Below are 22,324 nucleotides of genomic sequence, written 5' to 3'. Positions count from 1 at the left end.
CCGACCCCATGACCCCCAGGAAGCTGACCGCCGAGGACCTGAAGGCCACCTTCGACGCCTTCAACCGCCACGACATCGACGGCGTGATGACCCACTTCGCCCCCGACTGCGTGTTCTGCACCGTGGCGGGTGACAACGAATACGGAAACAAGGTCGAGGGCCGCGACGCCATCGCCCGCGCCTTCACCGGCGTCTGGACCGCGATGCCCGACGTGCAATGGGCCGACCACGAGCATTTCCTGTCCGAGGACGGCACCCGCGGCGTCAGCCAGTGGACCTTCCGCGCCACCAACCCGGACGGCACCCGGACCGAGGTGCAGGGCGCCGACCTGTTCCGCATCCGCGACGGGCAGATCGTCGAGAAGCAGGCGATGCGCAAGCAGCGGCCCGCCATTCCCGCGAAGTGAAGGGCCCGACCATGCAGACCAGACCCTTGCGCGGATCGGCGGCCTATGACGCGCATTACGACCCGCTGACCGCGCGGACGCTGGGCCGGGGCAGCGACTATGCCCCGACCTACTGGATCGCCACCGCCGGCCAGCCGCCCGAGGACGACGGCCCGGTGACCGGCGACATGGATGTCGAGGTGGCCGTGATCGGATCGGGCTACACCGGCCTGAACTGCGCCATCGCCCTGGCCCGCGACCACGGGATGCAGCCGGTGGTCCTGGAAGCCCACGGCACCGCCTATGGCTGTTCCACCCGCAACGGCGGCCAGGCGCAGTTCTCGGCCGGCCGGCTCAAGCGCAGCCAGTGGATCGAGCGCTGGGGCCTGGACGTGGCCCGCCGCCTGCACGGCGAGATGTTGGAAGCCTTCGACTACTGGCGCAGCCAGATCCGCGACCATGGCATCGACTGCGACCCGCAGGACGGTGGTCATTACTACATCGCGCACAAGGCCTCGGTCGTGCCCGGCATGGCCAGGGAGGCCGAGCTGCTGCGCGACAGGTTCGGCTATGGCGCGAAGATGATGTCGCGCGACGAGGTCATGGCCGAGGTCATCCGCGACCACGAGGCGCAGGGCGCCATGTTCGAACCCGACGGGGTCGGCATCCATGCCGCCAGGCTGGCCTTCGGCTATTGCCGCCTGGCCCGCGAACTTGGCGCGAAGGTGCACACCGACAGCCCCGTGGAAGGCTGGGTCTACCGGGACGGCCGCCACCACCTGCGCACGCCGGGGGGCACCGTGCGGGCCCGGAAGGTGGCGGTGGCGACGGCGGGCTATGCGCCGCGCGGGCTGCACGCCCGCCTGCGCGACCGCCTGCTGCCGATCATGTCGAACAGCGTCGTCACCCGCGTCCTGACCGGGGCCGAACTGGCCGAGGTGGGCGCCAAGGTCGGCTCGCCCCTGACCGACACCCGGACGCTGCGCCATTACTATCGCCTGCTGCCCGACAACCGCCTTCAGATCGGCTCGCGCGCCGCGATCACGGGACGCGACGCGGCCAACGCCCGTCACCTGGCCGGGCTGCGCGAGGGCCTCGCCCGCAAGTTCCCCGTCCTGCGCGGGATCGAGCTGGATTTCAGCTGGTGGGGCTGGGTCGATGTCAGCCACGACATGATGCCGCGCATCACCGGCCTGCCCGACCTGCCGGGCGCCTATTACGCGCTGGGCTACGGCGGCAACGGGGTCATGTATTCCGCGATGGCCGGGCGGCGCATGGCGCAGCTGGCCGCCGGGGTCCGGCTGCCCGACCTGCCGATCTTCGGCAGCGAACTGAAGCACGAGGGGTGGAAGACGCCCTTCCGCCGGTTGGGGCAGTGGGGCCTCTACCAGCTTTATCACTATCGCGACGAACGCCAGTAAAGGAGAGACTTCAATGCGGATGACGACCGAGGAGGCCTTCGTCAAGGTTCTGCAGATGCATGGGATCGAGCATGCATTCGGCATCATCGGCTCGGCGATGATGCCGGTGTCGGACCTGTTTCCGAAGGCGGGGATCACCTTCTGGGACTGCGCGCACGAAACGAACGCAGGGCTGATGGCGGACGGGTTCACGCGCTCGACGGGCAGGATGTCGATGGCGATCGCACAGAACGGGCCGGGGGTGACGGGGTTCGTGACGCCCGTCAAGACCGCCTACTGGAACCACACGCCGCTGCTGCTGGTCACGCCCCAGGCGGCCAACCGCACCATCGGCCAGGGCGGCTTCCAGGAGATGGAGCAGATGCGGCTGTTCGCCGACTGCGTGGCCTACCAGGAGGAGGTGCGCGATCCTTCGCGCATCCCCGAGGTCCTGAACCGGGTGATCATGCAGGCCTGGCGCAACAGCGCGCCCGCACAGATCAACATCCCGCGCGACTTCTGGACCCAGGTGATCGACGTGGACCTGCCGCAGGTGGTGGCCTTCGAGCGCCCGGCGGGCGGCGAGGCGGCGGTGGCCGAGGCGGCGCGGCTGCTGTCGGACGCGAAGAACCCTGTGATCCTGTCGGGCGCGGGCGTGGTCCTGTCGGGCGCGATCCCCGACCTCGTGCGGCTGGCCGAGCGGCTGGATGCGCCGGTCGCCTCGAACTACCAGCACAACGACAGCTTCCCCGGCAGCCATCCGCTGGCGGTGGGCCCCCTGGGCTACAACGGGTCCAAGGCGGCGATGGAGCTGATCCGCGACGCCGACGTGGTGCTGGCGCTGGGGACACGGCTCAATCCCTTCTCGACCCTGCCGGGCTACGGGATCGACTACTGGCCCAAGGATGCGAAGATCATCCAGGTCGACATCAACCCCGACCGGATCGGCCTGACCAAGAAGGTGACGGTGGGCATCCAGGGCGACGCGGCCAAGGTCGCGCGCGCGATCCTGGCGCAGCTTTCGCCCGAGGCCGGCGACGAGGGCCGCCAGGCGCGGCGCGACCGCATCGCCCGGACCCGGTCGCGCTGGGCGCAGGAGCTGTCCTCGCTGGATCACGAGGAGGACGACCCCGGCACCCGCTGGAACGAGGAGGCGCGGGCGCGCGACGCCGGGCTGATGAGCCCGCGCCAGGCCTGGCGGGCGATCATGCAGGCGGTGCCGCGCGACGCCGTTGTCAGCTCCGACATCGGCAACAACTGCGCCATCGGCAACGCCTACCCGTCCTTCGAGGCGGGGCGGAAGTATCTGGCGCCGGGTCTTTTCGGACCCTGCGGCTACGGCTTCCCGGCCATTCTGGGCGCCAAGATCGGCAACCCCGGCACGCCCGTGATCGGCTTTGCGGGCGACGGCGCCTTCGGCATCTCGATGAACGAGATGACCGCCTGCGGGCGCGACGACTGGCCGGCGATCACCATGGTGATCTTCCGCAACTACCAGTGGGGCGCCGAGAAGCGGAACACGACGCTGTGGTATGACAACAACTTCGTGGGCACCGAACTGGACCGCGACACCTCCTATGCCGGGATCGCGCGGGCCTGCGGGCTGGAAGGCGTGGTGGTGCGCAGCCCCGCCGAGCTGACGGCGGCGCTGCACGAGGCGGTCGAGCGGCAGATGAAGGAGCGCAAGACCACCTTCATCGAGGTGCTGCTGAACCAGGAACTGGGCGAGCCCTTCCGCCGCGACGCGATGAAGAAGCCCGTGCCCGTGGCGGGCATCGACCCCGCCGACATGCGTCCCCAGCGGGTTCCCGCCTGAAACGCGCCCCCGGGCGTCCTGGCGCGCCCGGGGTTTCCGTCCCGCACGAAGACGCCCGAACCCGCGACCGGCCTTGCGGCCGGCGCATGGATGCCGCCTGCTCGATGAAAGGATGCCATGGTGGTGGTGATGACCTCGCAGCTTTCGGTCCCGTTGCTTTCCCGCCTGCGCGAGCTCTTTCCGGGCTTCGCGGTCTCGGCGCTGGTGGCCGCGACCGCGCAGTTCCTGTCCGAGCATTACGGCGCCCCGGCGATGCTGATGGCGCTGCTTCTGGGGCTGGCGCTGAACTTCCTGGCCGAGGAGGGAGCGAAGACCGCTCCCGGCATCTCGATGACGGCGCGCACCGTGCTGCGGCTGGGCGTGGCGCTGCTGGGCGCGCGCATCTCGGTCGAGATGCTGGCGCGCCTGGGCTGGCCGCTGGTGCTGCTGGTGGTGGCCGGCGTGGTGGCCACGATCCTGTTCGCGCTGGCGGTCGCGCGGCTTTTCGGGCGCAGGTGGCGCTTTGCGCTGCTGACCGGGGGCGCGGTCGCGATCTGCGGGGCCTCGGCCGCGATGGCGATCGCGGCCGTCCTGCCCCGGCACGAGCGCTCCGAACGCGATCTCGTCTTCACGGTGCTGTCGGTGACGGTGCTGTCCACGGTGGCGATGGTGATCTACCCGATGCTGACGGGCTGGCTGGGCCATGACGACCACAAGGCCGGGGTGTTCCTGGGCGGCACCATCCACGACGTGGCGCAGGTCGTGGGGGCGGGTTTCTCGATCAGTCCCGAGGCGGGCGAGACCGCAACGCTGGTCAAGCTGATCCGGGTGTCGATGCTGGCGCCGGTGGTGCTGGCCTTTTCCGTGATCATCCGCGCCCGCGGGCTGGCCGGTCCGGCCGAAGGCGCGCGCCCGCCGCTGCTGCCCGGCTTCGTTCTGGGGTTTCTGGCGCTGGCGGCGCTGAACTCGCTGGGGCTGGTTCCGGCCGGGATCGCGGCGCTTGCGGGCGACCTGTCGCGCTGGTGCCTGCTGGTCGCCATCGCCGCCGTCGGAATCAAGACCTCGCTTGCGCGGATGCTTGAGGTGGGCGCGGGGGCGATCGCGCTGCTGGTGCTGGAAACGCTGTTCCTGGGCGGCTGGGTCATGGCCGGGCTGCATCTGCTGGGATGAGATCATGAGACTGCTTGACCGTATCTACGACGCCGCCCGGGCGCGGCCCGCCCATGTCATCCTGCCCGAGGGTCAGGACCCCCGCGTGCGCGAGGCCGCCGCCATTGCCGCGGGCGAGGGGCTGGCCCGCATCACCCTGATGGGCGGGGACGCGCCCGGCGCCACGCGGCTTGACCCCGCCGAGGCACCCGAGTTCGAGCAGCTCGCCGAGGCCTGGCTGGCGCTGCGCCGCGCCAGGGGCGCCACGCCCGAGGCCGCGCGCGCCGCCATGCTGGACCCCATCCAGCAGGCGGCGATGCGAGTGCGGTCGGGGCTGGCCTGCGGCACCGTGGGGGGCGCGGTCGCCACCACCGCCGACACCGTGCGCGCCGCGCTGCAGATCATCGGCAAGGCCGGTGACGCGCGGCTGGTGTCGAGCTTCTTCCTAATGCTGGGCTGCGCGCCGGGCACCGCGCTGCGGGGCGGCATGATCTTTTCCGACTGCGGGCTGGTGGTGGACCCCTCGGCCGAGGAACTCGCGGGCATCGCGATCGCCGCCGCGCGATCCTGCCGCCAGCTGCTGGCCGAGGAGCCGCGGGTGGCGCTTCTGTCCTTCTCGACGGCGGGTTCGGCCAGCCACCCCAAGCTCGACCGCATCCGCGCCGCGCTTGAGCTGATCCGCGCAGAAGCGCCCGACCTTCTCGTGGACGGCGAACTGCAGTTCGACGCCGCCCTCGACGAGGCGATCCGCGCCCGCAAGGCGCCCGACAGCCCGCTGCGCGGCGCACCCAACGTCCTTGTCTTCCCCGACCTTGCGGCGGGCAACATCGGCTACAAGATCGCCGAGCGGCTGGGGCGGATGACCGCCATCGGCCCCATCCTGCAGGGCCTTGCCCGCCCTGCCAACGACCTGTCGCGCGGCTGCAGCGTGCAGGACATCACCGCCGCGATCGCCATCACGACCCTTCAGGCGCAGCGATAGCGCAAGGCAGCGGAAAGGGCCGGGGGCCTGTGCCACGGGGGACCGCCGTTGCGGCGGATCCTGCCGGCCTTACTCCGCCCCGGACAGGAAGGCGTCCACCTCGCGCGCCGTGCGGTCCCGCAGGGCGGCGTCGAAGTCGAGGGGCGACAGGGCGGCGTGGTCCTGCTGGTCGAAGCCATGGTCGGCCCCGGGCAGGACCTCGATCCTGAGCCGCGCGCCCCGCTCGCGCAGGCGCTCCGCCAGATCCTCGCAGGCGGGAGTGCTGATGATCTGGTCCTCGGCGGCCAGGACCATCAGGATCGGCGGGGCGGCGGTCCAGTCGCCCTCGTCCGCGCCGTTCAGCAGCCCGCAATAGGGATAAAGCAGGATGACCCCGTCCAGACGGCGCAGCAGGTCCGCCGGGCTTGCGGGCCAGCGGTCCAGCCCGGGCGGAACCTGCCGGGTCAGGGCGAGGCGCAGGAACTCCATCGCGGCCCATCCGCCATGCGAGGCTCCCAGCACGATCCTGCCGCCCGCGGGCAGCGCCGGGTCGGCCAGCGCGACGGCCAGGTCGCCCGACCGCTCGGCGCCGGGCAGCACCTGTCCTGCACAGACCAGCCGCCAGGCCTCGAAGCGGTCCAGCCCGCGGGGGCGATGGCTGTCCAGGATCAGCGCCCGGTATCCCCGCGCGGCAAGGCGTTCGGCCCAGAAGTCCATGTTGTCGTGGACGCCGTCGCAGCCCGACAGCAGCACCGCGCCCCCGGCCTCGGCGGTGCCCCGGGGCGGCGCCACGATGCGCCAGAAGGGCGCCAGTTCCGCCCGGCGCCGCGCGGCGGCCTCGGACGAGCCGGCCAGCCCCGCCCAGTGGCGCGCCGTGTTGGCGCCGAGCCCGGCCAGGACAAGGACCGCCAGCGCGGCGGCGATCAGCAGCGCCCGTTTCACCCGTTGTCGCATCCCTGCTGGAATCCCATGTCGCAATGGGCGGTCAGACGGGCGCTGTCGGCCGGGGTCCAGCCCTCGGGGGCCGTCACGGCGACCCAGGGACCGATGTAGTCGCGCGCGTAATAGGAATGGCCGTGCCCTTCGGGGGCGCTGGTGGCCAGGATCATGTCCACGACAAGCTGGAACTGCGTCACCACGGGGGTGAAGCTGAGATCGGGCGAGACGTCCGGGGCGGGCGGCTCGCGCATCCAGGCGGGCGCGCGCCACAACGAGGCGGGCTCGTAGAAGACAATGGGATCGCTGGAATACTGCAGGAACATCAGCCGCATGTCGCCCCAGCCCTCGGGGCCGCCCGCGTCCTGCGTGTGGCTGGCAAAGCGGATCAGCCGCCCGGCGCCGACCTGGGGCGCGACATAGGGACTGCCGGGCCTGCGCTCGGCCATGGCCTCGTTCCAGCGGGCCGAGGGGAAGGGCGGCCCGGCCCAGAGCGCGCCGGCGATGGGGTTGTCCAGCAGGGCAAACAGGTCCGTGCCGTACATCGAAGCCCAGGCGCCGAGGCTCAGCCCGTGAACGTAAAGGCGGGGCCTGCGGTCGCGCGGAAGGCTGCGCCAGTGGCGGTGGATCGTGCCGATCAGCGCCCGCGCCTGGTCGAGGCCCGCCCGGGTTTCCAGCAGCAGCGCCATCGGGGACTGCAGGTAGGAGTACTGCGCCGCCACCGTCGCGATGTCGCCGTTGTGCATGTATTCGACGACATCGAAGCTGCCCGGATCGAGCCAGCCGGTCCCTGTCGGCATGGCGACGATCAGAACCTTCCGTTCAAAGGCGCCAAGGCGCAGCAGCTCGGCCAGGGCGCGATCGGCGCGTTCCTGCGCGCTGTCGGCCTCGGCCAGACCCACATAGACCCGGATCGGGTCCAGGGCCGGGCTTCCCCGGAAGGCGGCGATCGCGCGGGCATCCGGTCCCTCCGTGACGAAGTTCCGGCCGGGCTGACCCATCGCCCCCCAGTCGATCACCGAGGCGGCGCTGCCGGGCACCCGGGCATCGTCCGGCGGCGGGGGCGCGGTGTCGAACAGTTCCTGCGCTGTGGTATAGGACTGGTCCAGCCCGCGGATCACGCGGTCCAGCACGCCGTCGCGCGTGATGACCGCAAGCGCCAGCGTCACGAGCAGCAGCCCCGAGACATCGGCCGTCCGCCGGGGCATGTGCCTGTAAAGCCACGCCCGCAGCCGGTCGAAGGTCCAGCGCACCAACGCCCCCGCCAGCATCAGCGCCGTGAAGACCAGCAGCGCCGCCACCGCCATGTTGGGCACGTCGACGCTGTCGAGCAACTCCATCCCCATGCGGCTGCGGATGCCGTTCTGCCAGTCCCGCGCACGCGCCAGGCAGAAGACCAGCAGCGCAAGCGCCGGGGCGGCGGCCAGAAGATGCGCGACCGTCGCGACCCGCCCGCGCACGCGCGGCAGGCCCAGCGCGCGCCACAGCGTCACCAGGAAGCGGCCGATCATGTAGCCCAGGGCCGCCACGAGCCCGCCCAGCACGCCCTGGACCAGCCAGCCCCGCGGGATCAGCGAGGGCGTGAGCGAAGCCGCGAAGAAGGCCAGCCCCAGGCAGAGCGGGAACAGGGACACGTGGAGAAGTCGCCGGCGTTGCATTCGGTCCGCCTGTGATTCGGTGGCATTCAGGTTGGCCCGATTTCCGCAGGAATGACAGCGCAAGATCATGCGGCCCCAGCCGGTTCGCCCTCGGGCGCCGCCCTGATGCCCAGCCATCGCCAGGGCGCGGTCAACCGGCCCGTGGCCCTTTCGTATACATTGATCGAAAGTGCCGGCATATGCATCTGCCCCGACAAAACGCTTGCCACGCGAAAGCCTTCGCGCCTAGCATCCCTGCAATGAATACCTTTGGGAGGGGGTGTGCATGGCTTCGGTGACGATGGACGGCGTCCGCAAGTCCTATGGCTCGCACGAGGTCCTGCACGGCATCGACATCGGCATCGAGGAAGGCGAGTTCGTCGTCCTGGTCGGACCCTCGGGCTGCGGCAAGTCCACGCTGCTGCGGATGCTGGCGGGGTTGGAACATATCACCGCCGGGCGCATCCTGATCGGCGGGCGCGTGGTCAACGACCTGCCGCCCAAGGACCGCGACATCGCCATGGTGTTCCAGAACTATGCGCTCTACCCCCACCTGACGGTGGCCGAGAACATGGGCTTCTCGCTGAAGCTGGCGGGGGCCTCGCGCGCGGCGATCGCGGACAAGGTGCGCCCCGCGGCCGAGATCCTGGGGCTCGCGCATCTGCTGGACCGCTACCCCCGGATGCTGTCGGGCGGCCAGCGCCAGCGCGTGGCCATGGGCCGCGCCATCGTGCGCGACCCGCAGGTGTTCCTGTTCGACGAGCCCTTGTCGAACCTGGACGCCAAGCTGCGCGTCACCATGCGGACCGAGATCAAGAACCTGCACCAGCGGCTGAAGACGACAACCGTCTATGTCACCCACGACCAGATCGAGGCCATGACCATGGCCGACAAGATCGTGGTCATGCATGACGGCCGGGTGGAACAGATCGGCGCGCCGCTGGAGCTTTACGACCGGCCCGCGAACCTGTTCGTGGCGGGCTTCATCGGCAGCCCGGCCATGAGCATGATCCGCGGCACGCTGGCCGCGGACGGACAGTTCCTCGCCGACGACGGCTCGCGCCTGCCGGTCGGCGACACGGGCCGGGCCCGCGAGGGCCAGTCCCTGATCTACGGCGTCCGCCCCGAGGCGATGCAGCTTGGCGGCACCGTCCCGCTGACCGTCGAGGTCACCGAGCCCACGGGCGCGGAAACCTATGTCGTCGGCCGCATGGGGGGGACGCCGATCACGGGGGTGTTCCGCAGCCGCATCGACGTGCGGCCGGGCGGGACGCTGGACATCGCCATCGACCCTGCCGCCGTCCACCTGTTCGACGCCGAGGGAGGGCAGCGCCTGACCGCCTGACATAACAACCCCGCCGCGCCGGAAGAGGAGCCTGCGCCAAGGGGACGACAGAGGAGGAGAGTGAATGACCATCGACCGCAGAACGCTGCTCAAGGGCACGGCCGCGATGGCTGCCGCCGGCGCCCTGATCGGCCCCTTCGGCGCCCGCCGCGCCGCCGCCCAGGCCGCGGCCCCCGCCGGCGCCGCCATGTTCACCCCCGAGGAGGGCGCGTCCCTGCGCCTGCTGCGCTGGGTGCCCTTCGTCAAGGGCGAGGAGGAAGCCTGGAACGCCAACACCCAGGCCTTCACCGAGGCCACGGGCGTGGCCGTCACCATTGACCAGGAAAGCTGGGAGGACGTGCGGCCCAAGGCCGCCGTTGCCGCCAACGTGGGCACCGGCCCCGACATGGTGATGAGCTGGTTCGACGACCCCTTCCAGTATCCCGACAAGCTGGTGGAGGTGACCGACCTTTGCACCATGCTGGCCGAGCGCCACGGCGGCTTCTACGAGGGGCTCGCCGCCTATGGCCAGCAGGACGGCAAGTGGATCTCGACGCCCCTTTGCGCCATCGGCAACGCGATCTGCTACCGCGACAGCCACGTGAAGGCGGCGGGCTTCAACGAGTTTCCGCGCGACACCGAAGGGTTCCTGAAGCTCTGCCAGGCGTTGAAGGAAAAGGGCACGCCCGCGGGCTTCCCGCATGGCAAGGCGGTGGGCGACGGCAACAACTATGCCCACTGGCTTCTGTGGTCGCACGGCGGCCAGACCGTCAACGAAGCGGGCGAGGTCGTCATCAACAGCCCCGAGACGGCGGCCGCGATCGAATACGCCAAGCAGCTTTACGCGACCTTCATCCCCGGCACGGAAAGCTGGCTGGACATCAACAACAACCGCGCCTTCCTGGCCGGAGAGGTGTCGCTGACCGCGAACGGCGTTTCGCTGTATTACGCCGCGATGAAGGACCCCGCGCTGAAGGCGATCGCCGACGACATCCGCACGGTGAACCTGCCGGTCGGCCCGGTCGGGCAGCCGGTCGAGCTGGCGCAGACCTCGACCGTCTCGATCTTCAGCCACTGCAAGTTCCCGAACGCGGCCAAGGCCTATCTCGAATTCATGTTCCGCTCCGAGAACATGAACCGCTGGATCGAGGCTGCCAGCGCCTATTGCTGCCAGTCGCTGCGCGAGTTCGAGGCGAACCCCGTCTGGACCTCGAACCCGATCCACGCGCCCTATGCCAAGGCGTCCGAGTCGCTGCGGGTGAACGGCTATGCGGGGCCGCTGGGGCCGGCCTCGGCGGGTGCGATGGCCGACTATGTGCTGGTGGACATGTTCGCCGAGGCCGTGACCGGCCAGCGCTCGACCGAGGACGCCATCGCCAACGCCGAACGGCGCCTTCAGCGCTATTACCGCTGATCCCCCCGGGCCGGCGGCACCATCCGCCGGCCCTTTCCTGCACGGAGGGACCATGACCGCCACGCTTGAAACCCGGGCGCCCCGCAGGCGCCGCCTTGGCCGCCTGTCCGAAAGCCGCAACGGCCTGGGCTTCCTGTTCATGCTGCCGGCGGCGGTCTTTCTGCTGTTCTTCCTGACCTATCCGCTGGGACTGGGGGTCTGGCTGGGCTTCACCGACAGCAAGATCGGGCGGCCCGGCGTCTTCATCGGGCTGGAAAACTACCGCTGGCTGTTCGACGATCCCGTCTTCTGGCTGACGGTGTTCAACACGATCTTCTACACGGTCTTCGCCTCGATCGCGAAATTCGCGCTGGGCCTGTGGCTGGCGCTGCTGCTGAACCGGCACCTGCCGTTCAAGAACTTCTTCCGGGCCGTCATCCTGCTGCCCTGGGTCGTGCCCACGGTGCTGTCGGCCATGGCCTTCTGGTGGATCTTCGACAGCCAGTTCTCGATCATCTCGTGGTCGCTGATGCGGCTGGGGGTGATCGACCAGCCCATCAATTTCCTGGGCGATCCCTGGAACGCGCGCTGGTCGGTGATCGCAGCCAACATCTGGCGCGGCATCCCCTTCGTGGCGATCTCGCTGCTGGCGGGGTTGCAGACCATCCCGCAGTCGCTGAACGAGGCCGCGGCCATCGACGGCGCGACAAGCTGGCAGCGCTTCACCAAGGTCACGCTGCCGCTGCTGACCCCGATCATCGCGGTGGTGATGACCTTCTCGGTGCTGTTCACCTTCACCGACTTCCAGCTGATCTACGTCCTGACGCGCGGCGGCCCGGTGAACGCCACGCACCTGATGGCGACGCTGTCCTTCCAGCGCGCCATTCCCGGCGGACAGCTGGGCGAGGGCGCGGCGATCGCCGTGGCGATGATCCCCTTCCTGCTGGCGGCGATCCTGTTCAGCTTCTTCGGGCTGCAGCGCCGACGCTGGCAGCAGGGCAACGACTGAGGACATGGCGATGGCGCAAACCGAAGATCACGCGGTCGGGCTGGACCAGTACGAGACGCTGCCCCGGCGCATCCTGACCGTCTGGCTGCCGCTGTTCGTCTTTGTCTTCGTGCTGCTGTTCCCGTTCTACTGGATGGCGATCACGGCGGTGAAGCCGGACAACCAGCTGACGGACTACGCCAACCACAGCCCCTTCTGGGTGGTCGGCCCGACGCTTGAGCACATGCGCTACCTGCTGTTCGAGACGACCTATCCGCGCTGGATGTGGAACACGATCATCGTGTCGGTCGCCTCGACCACGATCTCGCTGGTGGCCTCGGTCTTCGCGGCCTACGCGATCGAGCGGCTGCGCTTCAAGGGCTCGCGGATCACGGGGTTGATGATCTTCCTGGCCTATCTCGTGCCGCCCTCGATCCTGTTCATCCCCTTGGCCTTCATCGTCTTCCAGGTCGGCATCTTCGATTCCCGACTGGCGCTGATCCTGACCTATCCGACCTTCCTGATCCCCTTCTGCACCTGGCTGCTGATGGGCTATTTCCGGTCGATCCCCTACGAGCTGGAGGAATCCGCGCTGGTGGACGGGGCGAGCCGCTGGCAGATCCTGACCAAGATCGTCCTGCCGCTGGCGGTGCCCGGACTGATCTCGGCCGGGATCTTCGCCTTCACGCTGTCGTGGAACGAGTTCATCTATGCGCTGACCTTCATCTCCAGTTCCGAAAACAAGACCGTGCCGGTGGGGGTGCTGACGGAACTGGTGCGCGGCGACATCTACGAATGGGGCGCGCTGATGAGCGGGGCGCTGCTGGGCTCGCTTCCCGTGGTCATTCTCTATTCCTTCTTCGTGGATTATTACGTCTCGTCGATGACGGGCGCGGTCAAGGAATAGCGATGAGTTCTGAGGATGCGGGTCTTGCCGTCCTGGCGGTGGGCGAGGCGATGGTCGAACTGTCGGCCAGCGCCACGCCCGGCCAGTGGCACCTCGGCTTTGCCGGGGATACGCTGAACACGGCCTGGTACCTGCGCAGGCTTCTGCCGCCCGAACAGGCGGTCGGCTACCTGACGCGGGTCGGGCAGGGCGGCTTTTCCCGCCGGATGGTGGATTTCATCGCCCAGGCCGGCATCGTCACCGACCACGTCGGCACCGATCCGGGGCGCGAGGTCGGGCTTTACGCCATCGACCTGGACCGGGGCGAGCGCAGCTTCACCTATTGGCGCAGCGCCTCGGCCGCGCGCGGGCTGGCCCAGGACGCGGACGAGCTGTCGCGCGCCTTCGCCCGTGCGCGTGTGATCTATCTGTCGGGGATCACGGCGGCCATCCTGCCGCCCTCCGGGCGCGAAACCCTTGCCCTTGCGCTGGGACAGGCGCGGGACCGGGGCGCGCAGGTCGTCTTCGACCCCAACATCCGGCCCCGCCTGTGGGAGGATGCCGCGACCATGCGCGACCAGGTCACGCGCTTTGCCGGTCTGTCCGACCTGGTCCTGCCCAGCATGGACGACGAGGCCGCGCATTTCGGCGATGCGGGGCCCGGGGCCACCATCGACCGCTATCTGGCGGCAGGCGCGACGCAGGTCGTCGTCAAGGCGGGCGGCGGCCCGGTCCATTACGGCGGCCCGGCGCAAGGCTGCGTCGAGGGGCTTGAGCGTGCTGTTCCCGTGGACACCACCGCGGCGGGCGACAGCTTCAATGCCGGCTATCTTGCCGCGCGGCTTCAGGGCCGGGACGTCGAGGAGGCCATCCGCGCCGGGCATGCCATAGCCCTTCGGGTGGTCGGGGCGCGCGGGGCGCTGGTCGAGATCTAGGCGCCACCTTCGGCGAAGTGGCGTTCCACGTTGCGCACCAGCGCGTCGAGATGGCTTTCCATGTGCCGCCGCATGGCGCCTGTATCCCGCGCCGCCAGCGCCGCGACCATGCCGCGGTGATCGGCCAGCACCCGGTCCGCATCCGTGCGCTGCCGCGCCGACATGAAGCGGATGCGCCACAGGCGCGCAAGGTATTCACCATGGGTCCGGGCCAGCGCCGCGTTGTGGCCCGCCGCCACGATCAGCCGGTGCATCTGCATGTCCAGGTCGAAGACCTCGACCGGGTCGCCGCCGGCGTGGTCGCGCTCGACCGTCTCGCTGAGCCGCGCGATGACGGCGATCTCCTCGGCCGTGGCGTTCCGGCAGGCCAGCTCGCCCCCGAACAGTTCCAGTTGGCGCAGGACGGCGACCTCGTCCAGCGCCTCGTCGCGCGTGGGATCGGCCACCAGCGGACTGCGCAGGGGCCGCAGGGTGACAAGGCCCTCCTTCGCCAGGATGCGGACCGCCTCGCGCAAGGGCGTGCGGCTGACGCCCAGCCGCTCGGCATGGTCGCGTTCCTTGACCGGGCTGCCGGGGGGCAGGGCGCCCGTCAGGATCTCGCGACGGAGCCGCGCGGCGATGGCGGCCGGGAAGGTCGCGGGCCCGGGCGCGGGGTCGGACATCAGTTGACCGGCGTCAGGGCGGGCCGGCCCGCCAGCACCGCGTCAAGGTTGCGCCGCTGCAGGTCCAGCATGGCGCCGCGCGTTTCCACCGTGGCCGAGCCGATATGCGGCAGCGGCAGCACGTTCGGCGCGCGGGCAAGGCGCGGGTCCACCTCCGGCTCGTTCCAGAAGACGTCCAGCGCCGCGCCGCGCAGCCGGCCCGCTTCAAGCGCCGCGATCAGGGCGGGCTCGTCGATGACCGAGCCCCGCGCGACGTTGACCAGCACGCCGTCCGCGCCCAGCGCCGCCAGCACCTCGGCCGAGACGATGCCGCGCGTGGCCTCGCCGCCGACGATGGCGATCACCAGATCGTCCACGGCGCGGGCGAGTTCGACCGGGTCGGCGTGGAAGCGCCAGTCCCCGGGCGTGTCCTTGGGGCTGCGGGACTGATAGTGGACGGGGCAGCCGAAAGCGGCCAGCCGGTCGGCGATGGCGCGCCCGATCCGGCCCATGCCGAGGATGCCGATCGTCCGTCCCGACATGCGCCGGCCCAGCGGCGGGCCACCCTGCGTGGCCCATGTGCCCTCGCGCACCGCACGGATGGCGGGCTCGAAGCCCCGGTTCAGCGCGATCAGCATTCCCACGGCCAGGTCGGCCACGTCGTCGTTCAGCACGTCGGGCGTGTTCGTGACCGTGATCCCCCGCGCGCTGGCCGCCGCCACGTCGATGGCGTCATAGCCCACGCCGAAATTGGCGATCACCTGCAGGTTCGGCAGCAGGTCCATCTGCGCGGCCCCCAGGGGCTCATGGCCCATGTAGCCCAGGGCCCGCACCGCCGCACGCCCGTCTTCGGGAAGGCCGGCCAGATCCTCCAGCCGTGCCAGCATCCGCGCGCCGTCCTCGGCCCAGGCCGCGCGGGCCGCGTCACCATAAGGGCCGATCACCAGCCTGTCCGTCATGGGAAGCCCTTTCACAGCGAGGCGGTGATGCCGCCGTCCACATAGACGACGGTGCCGTTCACGAACGAGGCCGCGTCCGAGGACAGGAAGATCGCGGCGCCGACCAGTTCCTCGACCCGGCCCCAGCGGCCCGCCGGGGTGCGGCGCGTCAGCCAGTCGTTGAAGGCGGGGTCCGCCACAAGCGCGGCGTTCAGGGGCGTGTCGAAATAGCCGGGGGCGAGGCCGTTGCAGTTCAGCCCGTGCCGCGCCCAGTCGGCGGCCATCCCCTTGGTCAGGTTCGCCACCGCCCCCTTGGTCGCCGTGTAGGGCGCGATGCCGGGTCGCGCCAGCGCGCTTTGCACGGAACAGATGTTGACGATATGCCCGCGTTTCCGCGCGATCATGTGCCGCGCGCAGGCCTGCGCCACGTTGAAGACGCTGGCCACGTTGGTCTGCAGAAGGCGCTGGAAGGCGTCCTCGGGGAACTCCTCCAGGGGCGCGCGGTGCTGGATGCCCGCGTTGTTGATCAGGATGTCGATGGGACCGGTTTCCGCCTCGAAGCGGTCCACCGCCGCGCGGGCGGCGGCGTGGTCGGTCACGTCGAAGGGCAGGGTCTCGACCGCGAAGCCCTCGGCCCGCAGCGCCTCGGCCGCGGCGTCCAGCCGCGCCGGGTCGCGTCCGTTCAGCACCGGCATCGCGCCCGCCTGCGCCAGCCCGCGCGCCAGCGCGAAGCCGATCCCCTGGGACGAGCCCGTGACCAGCGCCCGCCGTCCGGTCAGGTCGAAGAGCTTCAGCGACATCATCCGCGCCCGATGAAGGGCATGTTGGTCGCCATGACGGTGACGAACTGGATGTTCGCGCCCTCGGGCAGGGACGCCATGTGCAGCACCGTGTCGGCCACCACCTGCGCGTCCATCACGGGCTCGACCCGCGTCGTGCCGTCGGCCTGCGGCACGCCCTTGGTCATCGCCACCGCCATGTCGGTCAGCGCGTTGCCGATGTCGATCTGCCCGCAGGCGATGTTGAAGGGCCGCCCGTCGAGGCTGATTGAGCGCGTGATCCCCGTCACCGCGTGCTTCGAGGCCGTGTAGCCGATGGAGCCCGGACGCGGCGCGTGCGCGGACACCGAGCCGTTGTTGATGATCCGCCCGCCCTGCGGGTCCTGCGCCCGCATCACGCGGAAGGCCGCGCGGGCACAGATGAAGACGCCGTTCACGTTGACGTCGATCACGCGGCGGAACTCGTCGGCCGGGATCTCGTCGGGGGTCTGGGGGACGAGCCCCGTGCCCGCGTTGTTGAACAGCACGTCCACCCGGCCCCATTCGGCCACCGCCCGGTCGAAGGCCGCGTCCACCGCGTCGGCGTCGCAGACGTCGCAGGGCAGGACCAGCGCCGCGCTGTCCCCCGCCGTCTCGCGCAGTGCGTCCTCGCGCCGGCCGATCAGGCCCACGCGCCAGCCGGCGTCCAGGAAGGTCCGCGCCGTGACCCGGCCGATGCCGCTGCCGGCCCCGGTTATGAGGATGGTCTTGTCCATGCCCTGTCCCTTTGTCTTGTGGAGGTGCCGCCTAGTGGTTGTCGCGCGGCAGCGACTGCGCCACGCGGCGGTAGGCGGTGGCAAGCTCGATGCAGCCGCCCTGCGCAAGCTGGCCCACGGTCTTGCGATAGATCTCCTGCCATGGGGTCTGGTTGACCAGTTCGGGCGGGGTCCAGGCATCGCGCCGGGCCTGCCATTCGGCCTCGTCCACCAGCGCGTCCAGCCGGCGCGCGTTCAGGTCCAGCCGCACCCGGTCGCCCGTCTGCAGGAACGCAAGGCCGCCGCCCACCACCGCCTCGGGCGAGGCGTTCAGGATCGAGGGGCTTTCCGAGGTTCCCGACTGCCGCCCGTCGCCCACCGTGGGCAGGTGGCTGATCCCGGCCTTCAGCACCGCGTCCGGCGGCTGCATGTTCACCACCTCGGCCGAGCCGGGATAGCCCACGCAGCCCACGTTGCGGATGAACAGCATGCAATGCTCGTCGATCGCCAGCGCGGGGTCGTTGATGCGGTCGTGGTAATCCTCGGGGCCCTCGAAGACGACCGCGCGGGCCTCGTGGATGCCTTCGCGGCCGTCGTCCGACAGGAAGCGGTCGTGGAAGTCCTTCGAGATCACGCTGGTCTTCATCAGCGCGCTGTCGAACAGGTTGCCCGACAGGACGAGGAACCCGGCCTTTTCCCGCATGGGCTGCGTCACGGGGCGGATCACCTTGTGGTCGGTGGACCGCCAGCCCGCGACGTTCTGGCCCACGGGCTTGCCGGTGACGGTCATGGCGCCTTCGTGCAGAAGGCCCGCCTCCTGCAGCTCGCCCATGACGGCCGCGACGCCGCCCGCGTGGAAGAAGCTTTCGCCCAGATACTCCCCGGCGGGCTGCATGTTGACCAGCAGCGGCAGGTCGAAGCCGACGGTTTCCCAGTCCCTGACGTCCAGCTCCACCCCCGCGTGGCGCGCGATGGCCTGCAGGTGCGGGGGCGCGTTGGTTGACCCGCCGATGGCGGTGTTGACGCGGATCGCGTTCTCGAAGGCCTCGCGCGTCAGGATGTCCGAGGGCTTGAGGTCGTCCAGCACCATCTGCACGATCCGGCGGCCCGTCTGATAGGCCATGCTCATCCGTTCGCGGAAGGGCGCGGGGATGGCGGAACAGCCGGGCAGGGACATGCCCAGCGCCTCGGCCATGGCGTTCATGGTGCTGGCCGTGCCCATGGTGTTGCAATGCCCAAGCGAAGGGGCCGAGGCGCAGACGCGCTCGATGAACTCGGGGTAGTCGATCTTGCCTTCCGCCAGCAGGCGGCGGCTTTCCCAGACGATGGTGCCGGACCCCGCGCGGCGGCCCTGCCACCAGCCGTCCAGCATCGGCCCGCCGTTCAGCGTGATCGCGGGCAGATCCACGGTGGCCGCCCCCATCAGCATCGCAGGCGTGGTCTTGTCGCAGCCGGTGGTCAGCACGACGCCGTCGAGGGGATAGCCGTGCAGCACCTCGACGAGGCTCAGATAGGCGAGGTTGCGGTCCAGCGCCGCCGTCGGCCGCTTGCCGGTTTCCTGGATCGGGTGGACCGGAAATTCCATCGGGATGCCGCCCGCGTCGCGGATGCCCGCCTTGATCCGGTCCATCAGGAAGACGTGGATCTTGTTGCAGGGGGAAATGTCGCTGCCGGTCTGGGCGATGCCGATGATCGGGCGCTCCGAGGTCAGTTCCTCACGGGTGAAGGTGCTGTTCTGGTAGCGTTCCAGATACAGCGCCGTCATGCCCGGGTTGTTCGGATTGTCGAACCATTCCTGGCTGCGGAAGCGTTTGTTGGCGCGCGTGTCCCCCATGAGCGTCTCCTGGCTGGTGGATCGCCCTTGAGATTTACCGGGGCATGATTCTGGTATACCATTTCGAAAAGCCCTGTAAAGCGGGCCGTCCGGCACCGCATGACCCAGCGAGGAGGCGACGATGCTGATCCACGAAGATCCTGCCCTGCCCCATGCGGCGCCCCCCCAGGGGATGAGCCGGCGCCAGTCGCTGCGCAGCATCGGCCTTGGCGCCGCGGCGGCGATGGTCGCGCCGCAGGTGGTGCTGGCGCAGGCCGCCACAACGCCCGAGCCGCCCAGCACCGTCACCACGCCCCCGCGCAGCTTCGCACCCGACGCGCCCCCGAACGTCTACTTCTGGGACCCCGACGTGATCGCCGTGGACCCCTCGTTCAACGGGCTCGCCCAGCCGAACGCGCCGATCCGGCGGCTCTGGACCGGGGCGCTGTGGGCCGAGGGGCCGGCCTGGAACGGCGTCGGCAAGTTCCTCGTCTGGTCGGACATCCCCAACAACCGCCAGATGCGCTGGCTCGAGGACGACGGCCATGTCAGCGTCTTCCGGGCGCCCTCCAACAACTCGAACGGCAACAGCTTCGACCGGCAGGGGCGGCAACTGTCCTGCGAGCACCTGACGCGGCGGGTCGTGCGCTATGAACTGGACGGCTCGATCACCATCCTGGCCGACCGTTTCGAGGGGAAGCGCTTCAATTCCCCAAATGACGTGGTCGAGCATCAGGACGGCAGCGTCTGGTTCACCGACCCCCCCTATGGCGGCCAGCTTTACGAGGGCGCGCCGGATGCGCCCGGCGGCCGCTCGAACCCCGAGGGCCGGCTGAACAACCGCCTGGGCCAGCCGCCCGAGATCGGCGAGGCCGTGCGCGAGATGGACCACGGCATCTACCGCATGGCCCCGGACGGCGCGATCACCCGTGTCGGCACCCAGGACCAGGTGGCGAACCCGAACGGGCTGTGCTTCTCGCCCGACCATGCGCGGCTTTACGTCGCCAGCACCGGGGCGGGGCCGGGCGACAACGGGCAGGGCGGCACGGGCGAGATCTTCGTCTATGACGTGGCCGGCGGCGCGCTGTCGAACCCGCGCGTTTTCAGCGACTGCATGGTGGACGGGGTGAAATGCGCCCCCGACGGGCTGCGCTGCGACGTGAACGGCAACCTGTGGGCGTCCAGCAACGCGGGCCGCGCGGTCGGCTACAACGGCGTGACGGTCTGGTCGCCCGAAGGCAACCTGCTGGGCCGCATCCGCCTGCCCGAGGTTTGCGGCAACATCTGCTTCGGCGGGCCCAAGCGGAACGTGCTGTTCATGGCCGCCAGCCAGTCGCTTTATGCCGTCCACACCGCCACCCAGGGGGCCGGTCCGTCCTGACCTGCTTGCCGCCGGGCGCGGCTGCACTAGCATCCGGCCCGGAACACGCCAGGGAGGACGCGGTGGTGGAACTGGGATTGCCCGAAAAGGGGCGCTTCGTGGGTCGGGCCTGGCTGCCGGGCACCGGCCCGGCGCTGGTGGAACGCCGGGGGGACCGGCTGGTCGATGTGACGGCGGCCGAGGTGCCGACGATGCGCGACCTGCTGGAACTGGACGATCCGGCGGGCTGGCTGGACGCGCAGGCGGGCCGCGATCTTGGCTTGCTTTCGGATTTCGCCGTCACGGGGGCCTCGGGCGATGCGGCGCGGCTGCTCTCGCCCGCCGATCTTCAGGCGATCAAGGCCAGCGGCGTGACCTTTGCCGCCTCGATGGTGGAACGCGTGATCGAGGAACAGGCGGCGGGGAACCCCGATCTCGCCGCCGGCATCCGCGCCCGCATCGGCGAGGCCATCGGCGCCAACCTGCGCGGGATCGTGCCGGGGTCGGACCGCGCGGCCGAGGTCGCGCGCATTCTCAAGGCCGAGGGTCTGTGGTCGCAGTATCTGGAGGTCGGGATCGGACCCGACGCCGAGATCTTCACCAAGTGCCAGCCCATGGCCTCGGTCGGCTGGGGCGCGGATGTGGGGCTGCACCCGATCAGCCGCTGGAACAACCCGGAACCCGAGATCGTGCTGGCCGTGGACAGCCGGGGCCGCATCAGGGGCGCGACGCTGGGCAACGACGTCAACCTGCGCGATGTCGAGGGGCGGTCCGCGCTGCTTCTGGGCAAGGCCAAGGACAACAACGCCTCGGCGGCCATCGGGCCCTTCATCCGGCTGTTCGACGGCGGCTACGGGCTGGAGGACGTGCGCCGGGCCGAACTGACGCTGCGGGTGGAAGGGCAGGACGGCTTTGTGCTGGAAGGCGCCTCGTCCATGGCGCAGATCAGCCGCGACCCGGCGGACCTGGTGGCGCAGGCGGTCGGGCGGCACCACCAGTATCCCGACGGCTTCATGCTGTATCTGGGCACGCTCTTTGCGCCGACCCAGGACCGGGACGCGGCCGGACAGGGCTTCACCCATCACGCGGGCGACGTTGTGACCATCGCCGAGCCCGGCTTGGGCGCACTGGTCAACACCGTGCGGCTGTCCACCGACTGCGCGCCCTGGGACTTCGGCGCGGCGGCGCTGATGCGGAACCTGGCCGGGCGGGGCCTTCTGGGCGCTTGAAACCCACCGTGCCGCCTGTAACGTATACACGGGCGGAGGAGAGTGGAGGAAGGCGCATGAAGGTTCTGGTCCTGGGCGGGGCGGGCATGGTCGGCCGCAACCTGGCGGCGCGGCTGCTGGCGGATGGCGAACTGGGCGGGCAGCCGGTCGAGATGCTGACGCTGTTCGACGTGGTGCCCGCCGATCTTCACGGCACCGGCCGCACGAAGGTCGAGAGCCGGACGGGCGATATCTCGGACGCCGAAACCGTCCGGGCCTTGGTGGCCGACCGCCCCGAGGTCATCTTCCATCTCGCCGCCATCGTCTCGGGCGAGGCGGAGGCGGATTTCGACAAGGGCTACCGCATCAACCTGGACGGCACGCGCAACCTGTTCGAGGCGATCCGCGCCTTGGGCGATTATCTCCCGCGCGTGGTGTATACATCGTCCATCGCGGTCTTCGGCGCGCCCTTCCCCGAGGCGATCGGGGACGAGTTCCTGACCGCCCCCATGACCAGCTACGGCACCCAGAAGATGATCGGAGAGCTTCTGCTCAACGATTACTCCCGCCGCGGCATCTTCGACGGCGTGGGCATCCGCCTGCCCACCATCGTCGTGCGCCCCGGCAAGCCCAACAAGGCGGCCTCGGGCTTCTTTTCGGGCATCATCCGCGAGCCTCTGGCGGGGACCCCCGCCGTCCTGCCGGTGGACGACGACGTGCGCCACTGGGTCGCAAGCCCCGCCGCCGCCACCGGCCTCCTTCTGCACGCGGCGACGATGGACACCTCCACCCTGGGGGCGCGGCGCAACCTGACCATGCCGGGCCTGTCGGTCACCGTGGGCGAGATGATCGAGGCCCTGGGCGAGGTCGCGGGCCCCGAGGCCGTGGCCCTGATCCGGCGCGAGCCCGACGCCACCATCCGGGCCATCGTCGCGGGCTGGCCCCGCAACTTCGATCCCGCCCGCGCGCGCGCGTTCGGCTTTGACGCCGACGCGAGCTTCCAGGACATCATCCGGGCCCATATCCGCGACACCGCGGCCGCCGGATGACGCCCGGCGGGC

Annotated in this window: 20 protein-coding genes; 13 read left to right on the top strand and 7 right to left on the bottom strand. The window is 70.2% G+C overall.

Features of this window, described 5'->3' with window-relative positions; genetic code table 11:
• The first annotated feature begins 8 nt into the window (after positions 1–8).
• The 5 genes from CK240_RS13835 to CK240_RS13815 all read left to right on the top strand — a co-directional run bounded on the left by CK240_RS13835 (position 9) and on the right by CK240_RS13815 (position 5,712).
• Entirely contained in the window at positions 9–407 is a 399-nt protein-coding gene (locus CK240_RS13835) for a nuclear transport factor 2 family protein (protein WP_095640928.1), read from the top strand.
• An 11-nt stretch (positions 408–418) separates the two neighbouring features.
• Entirely contained in the window at positions 419–1,807 is a 1,389-nt protein-coding gene (locus CK240_RS13830) for an NAD(P)/FAD-dependent oxidoreductase (protein ID WP_095640927.1), read from the top strand.
• Between the two features lie 13 nt (positions 1,808–1,820).
• Positions 1,821–3,602, top strand: a complete 1,782-nt coding sequence (xsc, locus tag CK240_RS13825; protein WP_095640926.1) for a sulfoacetaldehyde acetyltransferase — start codon at positions 1,821–1,823, stop codon at positions 3,600–3,602.
• A 117-nt stretch (positions 3,603–3,719) separates the two neighbouring features.
• On the top strand, positions 3,720–4,751 hold the full coding sequence (locus CK240_RS13820) for a YeiH family protein (protein ID WP_240517428.1): 1,032 nt from the start codon (positions 3,720–3,722) through the stop codon (positions 4,749–4,751).
• Positions 4,752–4,755: 4 nt separating this feature from the next.
• The gene (locus CK240_RS13815) at positions 4,756–5,712 is read left to right on the top strand and encodes a phosphate acyltransferase (protein WP_095640925.1); all 957 of its coding nucleotides are present in this window, start codon (positions 4,756–4,758) and stop codon (positions 5,710–5,712) included.
• A 69-nt stretch (positions 5,713–5,781) separates the two neighbouring features.
• Here CK240_RS13815 and CK240_RS13810 read toward each other — a convergent pair whose 3' ends face one another.
• The gene (locus CK240_RS13810) at positions 5,782–6,633 is read right to left on the bottom strand and encodes a dienelactone hydrolase family protein (RefSeq protein WP_240517427.1); all 852 of its coding nucleotides are present in this window, start codon (positions 6,631–6,633) and stop codon (positions 5,782–5,784) included.
• A complete protein-coding gene (locus tag CK240_RS13805) occupies positions 6,630–8,261 on the bottom strand; it encodes an alpha/beta hydrolase (RefSeq protein ID WP_240517426.1) in 1,632 nt (543 codons plus the stop codon). Before CK240_RS13805 ends, CK240_RS13810 begins: the two co-directional genes overlap by 4 nt.
• A gap of 289 nt (positions 8,262–8,550) precedes the next feature.
• Between CK240_RS13805 and CK240_RS13800 the strand changes: the two genes are divergently transcribed.
• The 5 genes from CK240_RS13800 (at position 8,551) to CK240_RS13780 (ending at position 13,790) form a co-directional block, all read left to right on the top strand.
• The gene (locus CK240_RS13800) at positions 8,551–9,609 is read left to right on the top strand and encodes an ABC transporter ATP-binding protein (protein WP_095640922.1); all 1,059 of its coding nucleotides are present in this window, start codon (positions 8,551–8,553) and stop codon (positions 9,607–9,609) included.
• A 64-nt stretch (positions 9,610–9,673) separates the two neighbouring features.
• Positions 9,674–11,002: an ABC transporter substrate-binding protein gene (locus CK240_RS13795; protein WP_095640921.1), complete on the top strand. Its 1,329-nt coding sequence runs from the start codon at positions 9,674–9,676 to the stop codon at positions 11,000–11,002.
• A 52-nt stretch (positions 11,003–11,054) separates the two neighbouring features.
• Positions 11,055–11,990 carry a carbohydrate ABC transporter permease gene (locus CK240_RS13790; RefSeq protein ID WP_095640920.1) on the top strand — a complete coding sequence of 312 codons (936 nt, stop codon included), beginning with the start codon at positions 11,055–11,057 and terminating at the stop codon, positions 11,988–11,990.
• A gap of 10 nt (positions 11,991–12,000) precedes the next feature.
• On the top strand, positions 12,001–12,876 hold the full coding sequence (locus CK240_RS13785) for a carbohydrate ABC transporter permease (RefSeq protein ID WP_205957844.1): 876 nt from the start codon (positions 12,001–12,003) through the stop codon (positions 12,874–12,876).
• Between the two features lie 2 nt (positions 12,877–12,878).
• Complete coding sequence (locus CK240_RS13780) at positions 12,879–13,790, top strand: sugar kinase (RefSeq protein ID WP_095640918.1); 912 nt, start codon at positions 12,879–12,881, stop codon at positions 13,788–13,790.
• Here CK240_RS13780 and CK240_RS13775 read toward each other — a convergent pair.
• The 5 genes from CK240_RS13775 to CK240_RS13755 are packed head-to-tail and all read right to left on the bottom strand — an operon-like array spanning position 13,787 to position 18,716.
• A complete protein-coding gene (locus CK240_RS13775) occupies positions 13,787–14,452 on the bottom strand; it encodes a GntR family transcriptional regulator (protein ID WP_095640917.1) in 666 nt (221 codons plus the stop codon). The two genes, CK240_RS13780 and CK240_RS13775, sit on opposite strands and share 4 nt — an antisense overlap.
• Positions 14,452–15,390, bottom strand: coding sequence for a 2-hydroxyacid dehydrogenase (locus CK240_RS13770; protein WP_095640916.1), 939 nt, complete (start codon positions 15,388–15,390; stop codon positions 14,452–14,454). Before CK240_RS13770 ends, CK240_RS13775 begins: the two co-directional genes overlap by 1 nt.
• Positions 15,391–15,401: 11 nt before the next feature.
• A complete protein-coding gene (locus tag CK240_RS13765; RefSeq protein ID WP_095640938.1) occupies positions 15,402–16,169 on the bottom strand; it encodes an SDR family oxidoreductase in 768 nt (255 codons plus the stop codon).
• Positions 16,169–16,903 (bottom strand): SDR family oxidoreductase, encoded by a 735-nt coding sequence (locus tag CK240_RS13760; protein WP_095640915.1) that lies wholly within the window; start codon positions 16,901–16,903, stop codon positions 16,169–16,171. Before CK240_RS13760 ends, CK240_RS13765 begins: the two co-directional genes overlap by 1 nt.
• A gap of 31 nt (positions 16,904–16,934) precedes the next feature.
• Positions 16,935–18,716 carry an IlvD/Edd family dehydratase gene (locus tag CK240_RS13755; protein ID WP_095640914.1) on the bottom strand — a complete coding sequence of 594 codons (1,782 nt, stop codon included), beginning with the start codon at positions 18,714–18,716 and terminating at the stop codon, positions 16,935–16,937.
• A 121-nt stretch (positions 18,717–18,837) separates the two neighbouring features.
• Here CK240_RS13755 and CK240_RS13750 point away from each other — a divergent pair, with 121 nt between their 5' ends.
• The 3 genes from CK240_RS13750 (at position 18,838) to denD (ending at position 22,312) form a co-directional block, all read left to right on the top strand.
• A complete protein-coding gene (locus CK240_RS13750) occupies positions 18,838–20,076 on the top strand; it encodes an SMP-30/gluconolactonase/LRE family protein (RefSeq protein WP_095640913.1) in 1,239 nt (412 codons plus the stop codon).
• Between the two features lie 65 nt (positions 20,077–20,141).
• Positions 20,142–21,284 (top strand): fumarylacetoacetate hydrolase family protein, encoded by a 1,143-nt coding sequence (locus CK240_RS13745; RefSeq protein ID WP_095640912.1) that lies wholly within the window; start codon positions 20,142–20,144, stop codon positions 21,282–21,284.
• Between the two features lie 56 nt (positions 21,285–21,340).
• Positions 21,341–22,312: a D-erythronate dehydrogenase gene (gene denD, locus CK240_RS13740; protein WP_095640911.1), complete on the top strand. Its 972-nt coding sequence runs from the start codon at positions 21,341–21,343 to the stop codon at positions 22,310–22,312.
• The last annotated feature ends 12 nt before the right edge of the window (positions 22,313–22,324 follow it).

It is taken from the genome of Paracoccus salipaludis (genome assembly GCF_002287065.1).
Classification (GTDB): Bacteria; Pseudomonadota; Alphaproteobacteria; order Rhodobacterales; family Rhodobacteraceae; genus Paracoccus; species Paracoccus salipaludis.
The sequence above is the reverse complement of the archived record's forward strand: the minus strand, read 5'-3'. Positions and strand labels throughout refer to the sequence as shown.

What these genes read in the sequence shown, in the direction of transcription:
- CK240_RS13835 (WP_095640928.1), top strand. Translation starts at nt 9, where the DNA reads ATGACCCCCAGGAAGCTGACCGCCGAGGACCTGAAGGCCACCTTCGAC.
- CK240_RS13830 (WP_095640927.1), top strand. Translation starts at nt 419, where the DNA reads ATGCAGACCAGACCCTTGCGCGGATCGGCGGCCTATGACGCGCATTAC.
- xsc (WP_095640926.1), top strand. Translation starts at nt 1,821, where the DNA reads ATGCGGATGACGACCGAGGAGGCCTTCGTCAAGGTTCTGCAGATGCAT.
- CK240_RS13820 (WP_240517428.1), top strand. Translation starts at nt 3,720, where the DNA reads ATGGTGGTGGTGATGACCTCGCAGCTTTCGGTCCCGTTGCTTTCCCGC.
- CK240_RS13815 (WP_095640925.1), top strand. Translation starts at nt 4,756, where the DNA reads ATGAGACTGCTTGACCGTATCTACGACGCCGCCCGGGCGCGGCCCGCC.
- CK240_RS13800 (WP_095640922.1), top strand. Translation starts at nt 8,551, where the DNA reads ATGGCTTCGGTGACGATGGACGGCGTCCGCAAGTCCTATGGCTCGCAC.
- CK240_RS13795 (WP_095640921.1), top strand. Translation starts at nt 9,674, where the DNA reads ATGACCATCGACCGCAGAACGCTGCTCAAGGGCACGGCCGCGATGGCT.
- CK240_RS13790 (WP_095640920.1), top strand. Translation starts at nt 11,055, where the DNA reads ATGACCGCCACGCTTGAAACCCGGGCGCCCCGCAGGCGCCGCCTTGGC.
- CK240_RS13785 (WP_205957844.1), top strand. Translation starts at nt 12,001, where the DNA reads ATGGCGCAAACCGAAGATCACGCGGTCGGGCTGGACCAGTACGAGACG.
- CK240_RS13780 (WP_095640918.1), top strand. Translation starts at nt 12,879, where the DNA reads ATGAGTTCTGAGGATGCGGGTCTTGCCGTCCTGGCGGTGGGCGAGGCG.
- CK240_RS13775 (WP_095640917.1), bottom strand. Translation starts at nt 14,452, where the DNA reads ATGTCCGACCCCGCGCCCGGGCCCGCGACCTTCCCGGCCGCCATCGCC.
- CK240_RS13770 (WP_095640916.1), bottom strand. Translation starts at nt 15,390, where the DNA reads ATGACGGACAGGCTGGTGATCGGCCCTTATGGTGACGCGGCCCGCGCG.
- CK240_RS13765 (WP_095640938.1), bottom strand. Translation starts at nt 16,169, where the DNA reads ATGTCGCTGAAGCTCTTCGACCTGACCGGACGGCGGGCGCTGGTCACG.
- CK240_RS13760 (WP_095640915.1), bottom strand. Translation starts at nt 16,903, where the DNA reads ATGGACAAGACCATCCTCATAACCGGGGCCGGCAGCGGCATCGGCCGG.
- CK240_RS13755 (WP_095640914.1), bottom strand. Translation starts at nt 18,716, where the DNA reads ATGGGGGACACGCGCGCCAACAAACGCTTCCGCAGCCAGGAATGGTTC.
- CK240_RS13750 (WP_095640913.1), top strand. Translation starts at nt 18,838, where the DNA reads ATGCTGATCCACGAAGATCCTGCCCTGCCCCATGCGGCGCCCCCCCAG.
- denD (WP_095640911.1), top strand. Translation starts at nt 21,341, where the DNA reads ATGAAGGTTCTGGTCCTGGGCGGGGCGGGCATGGTCGGCCGCAACCTG.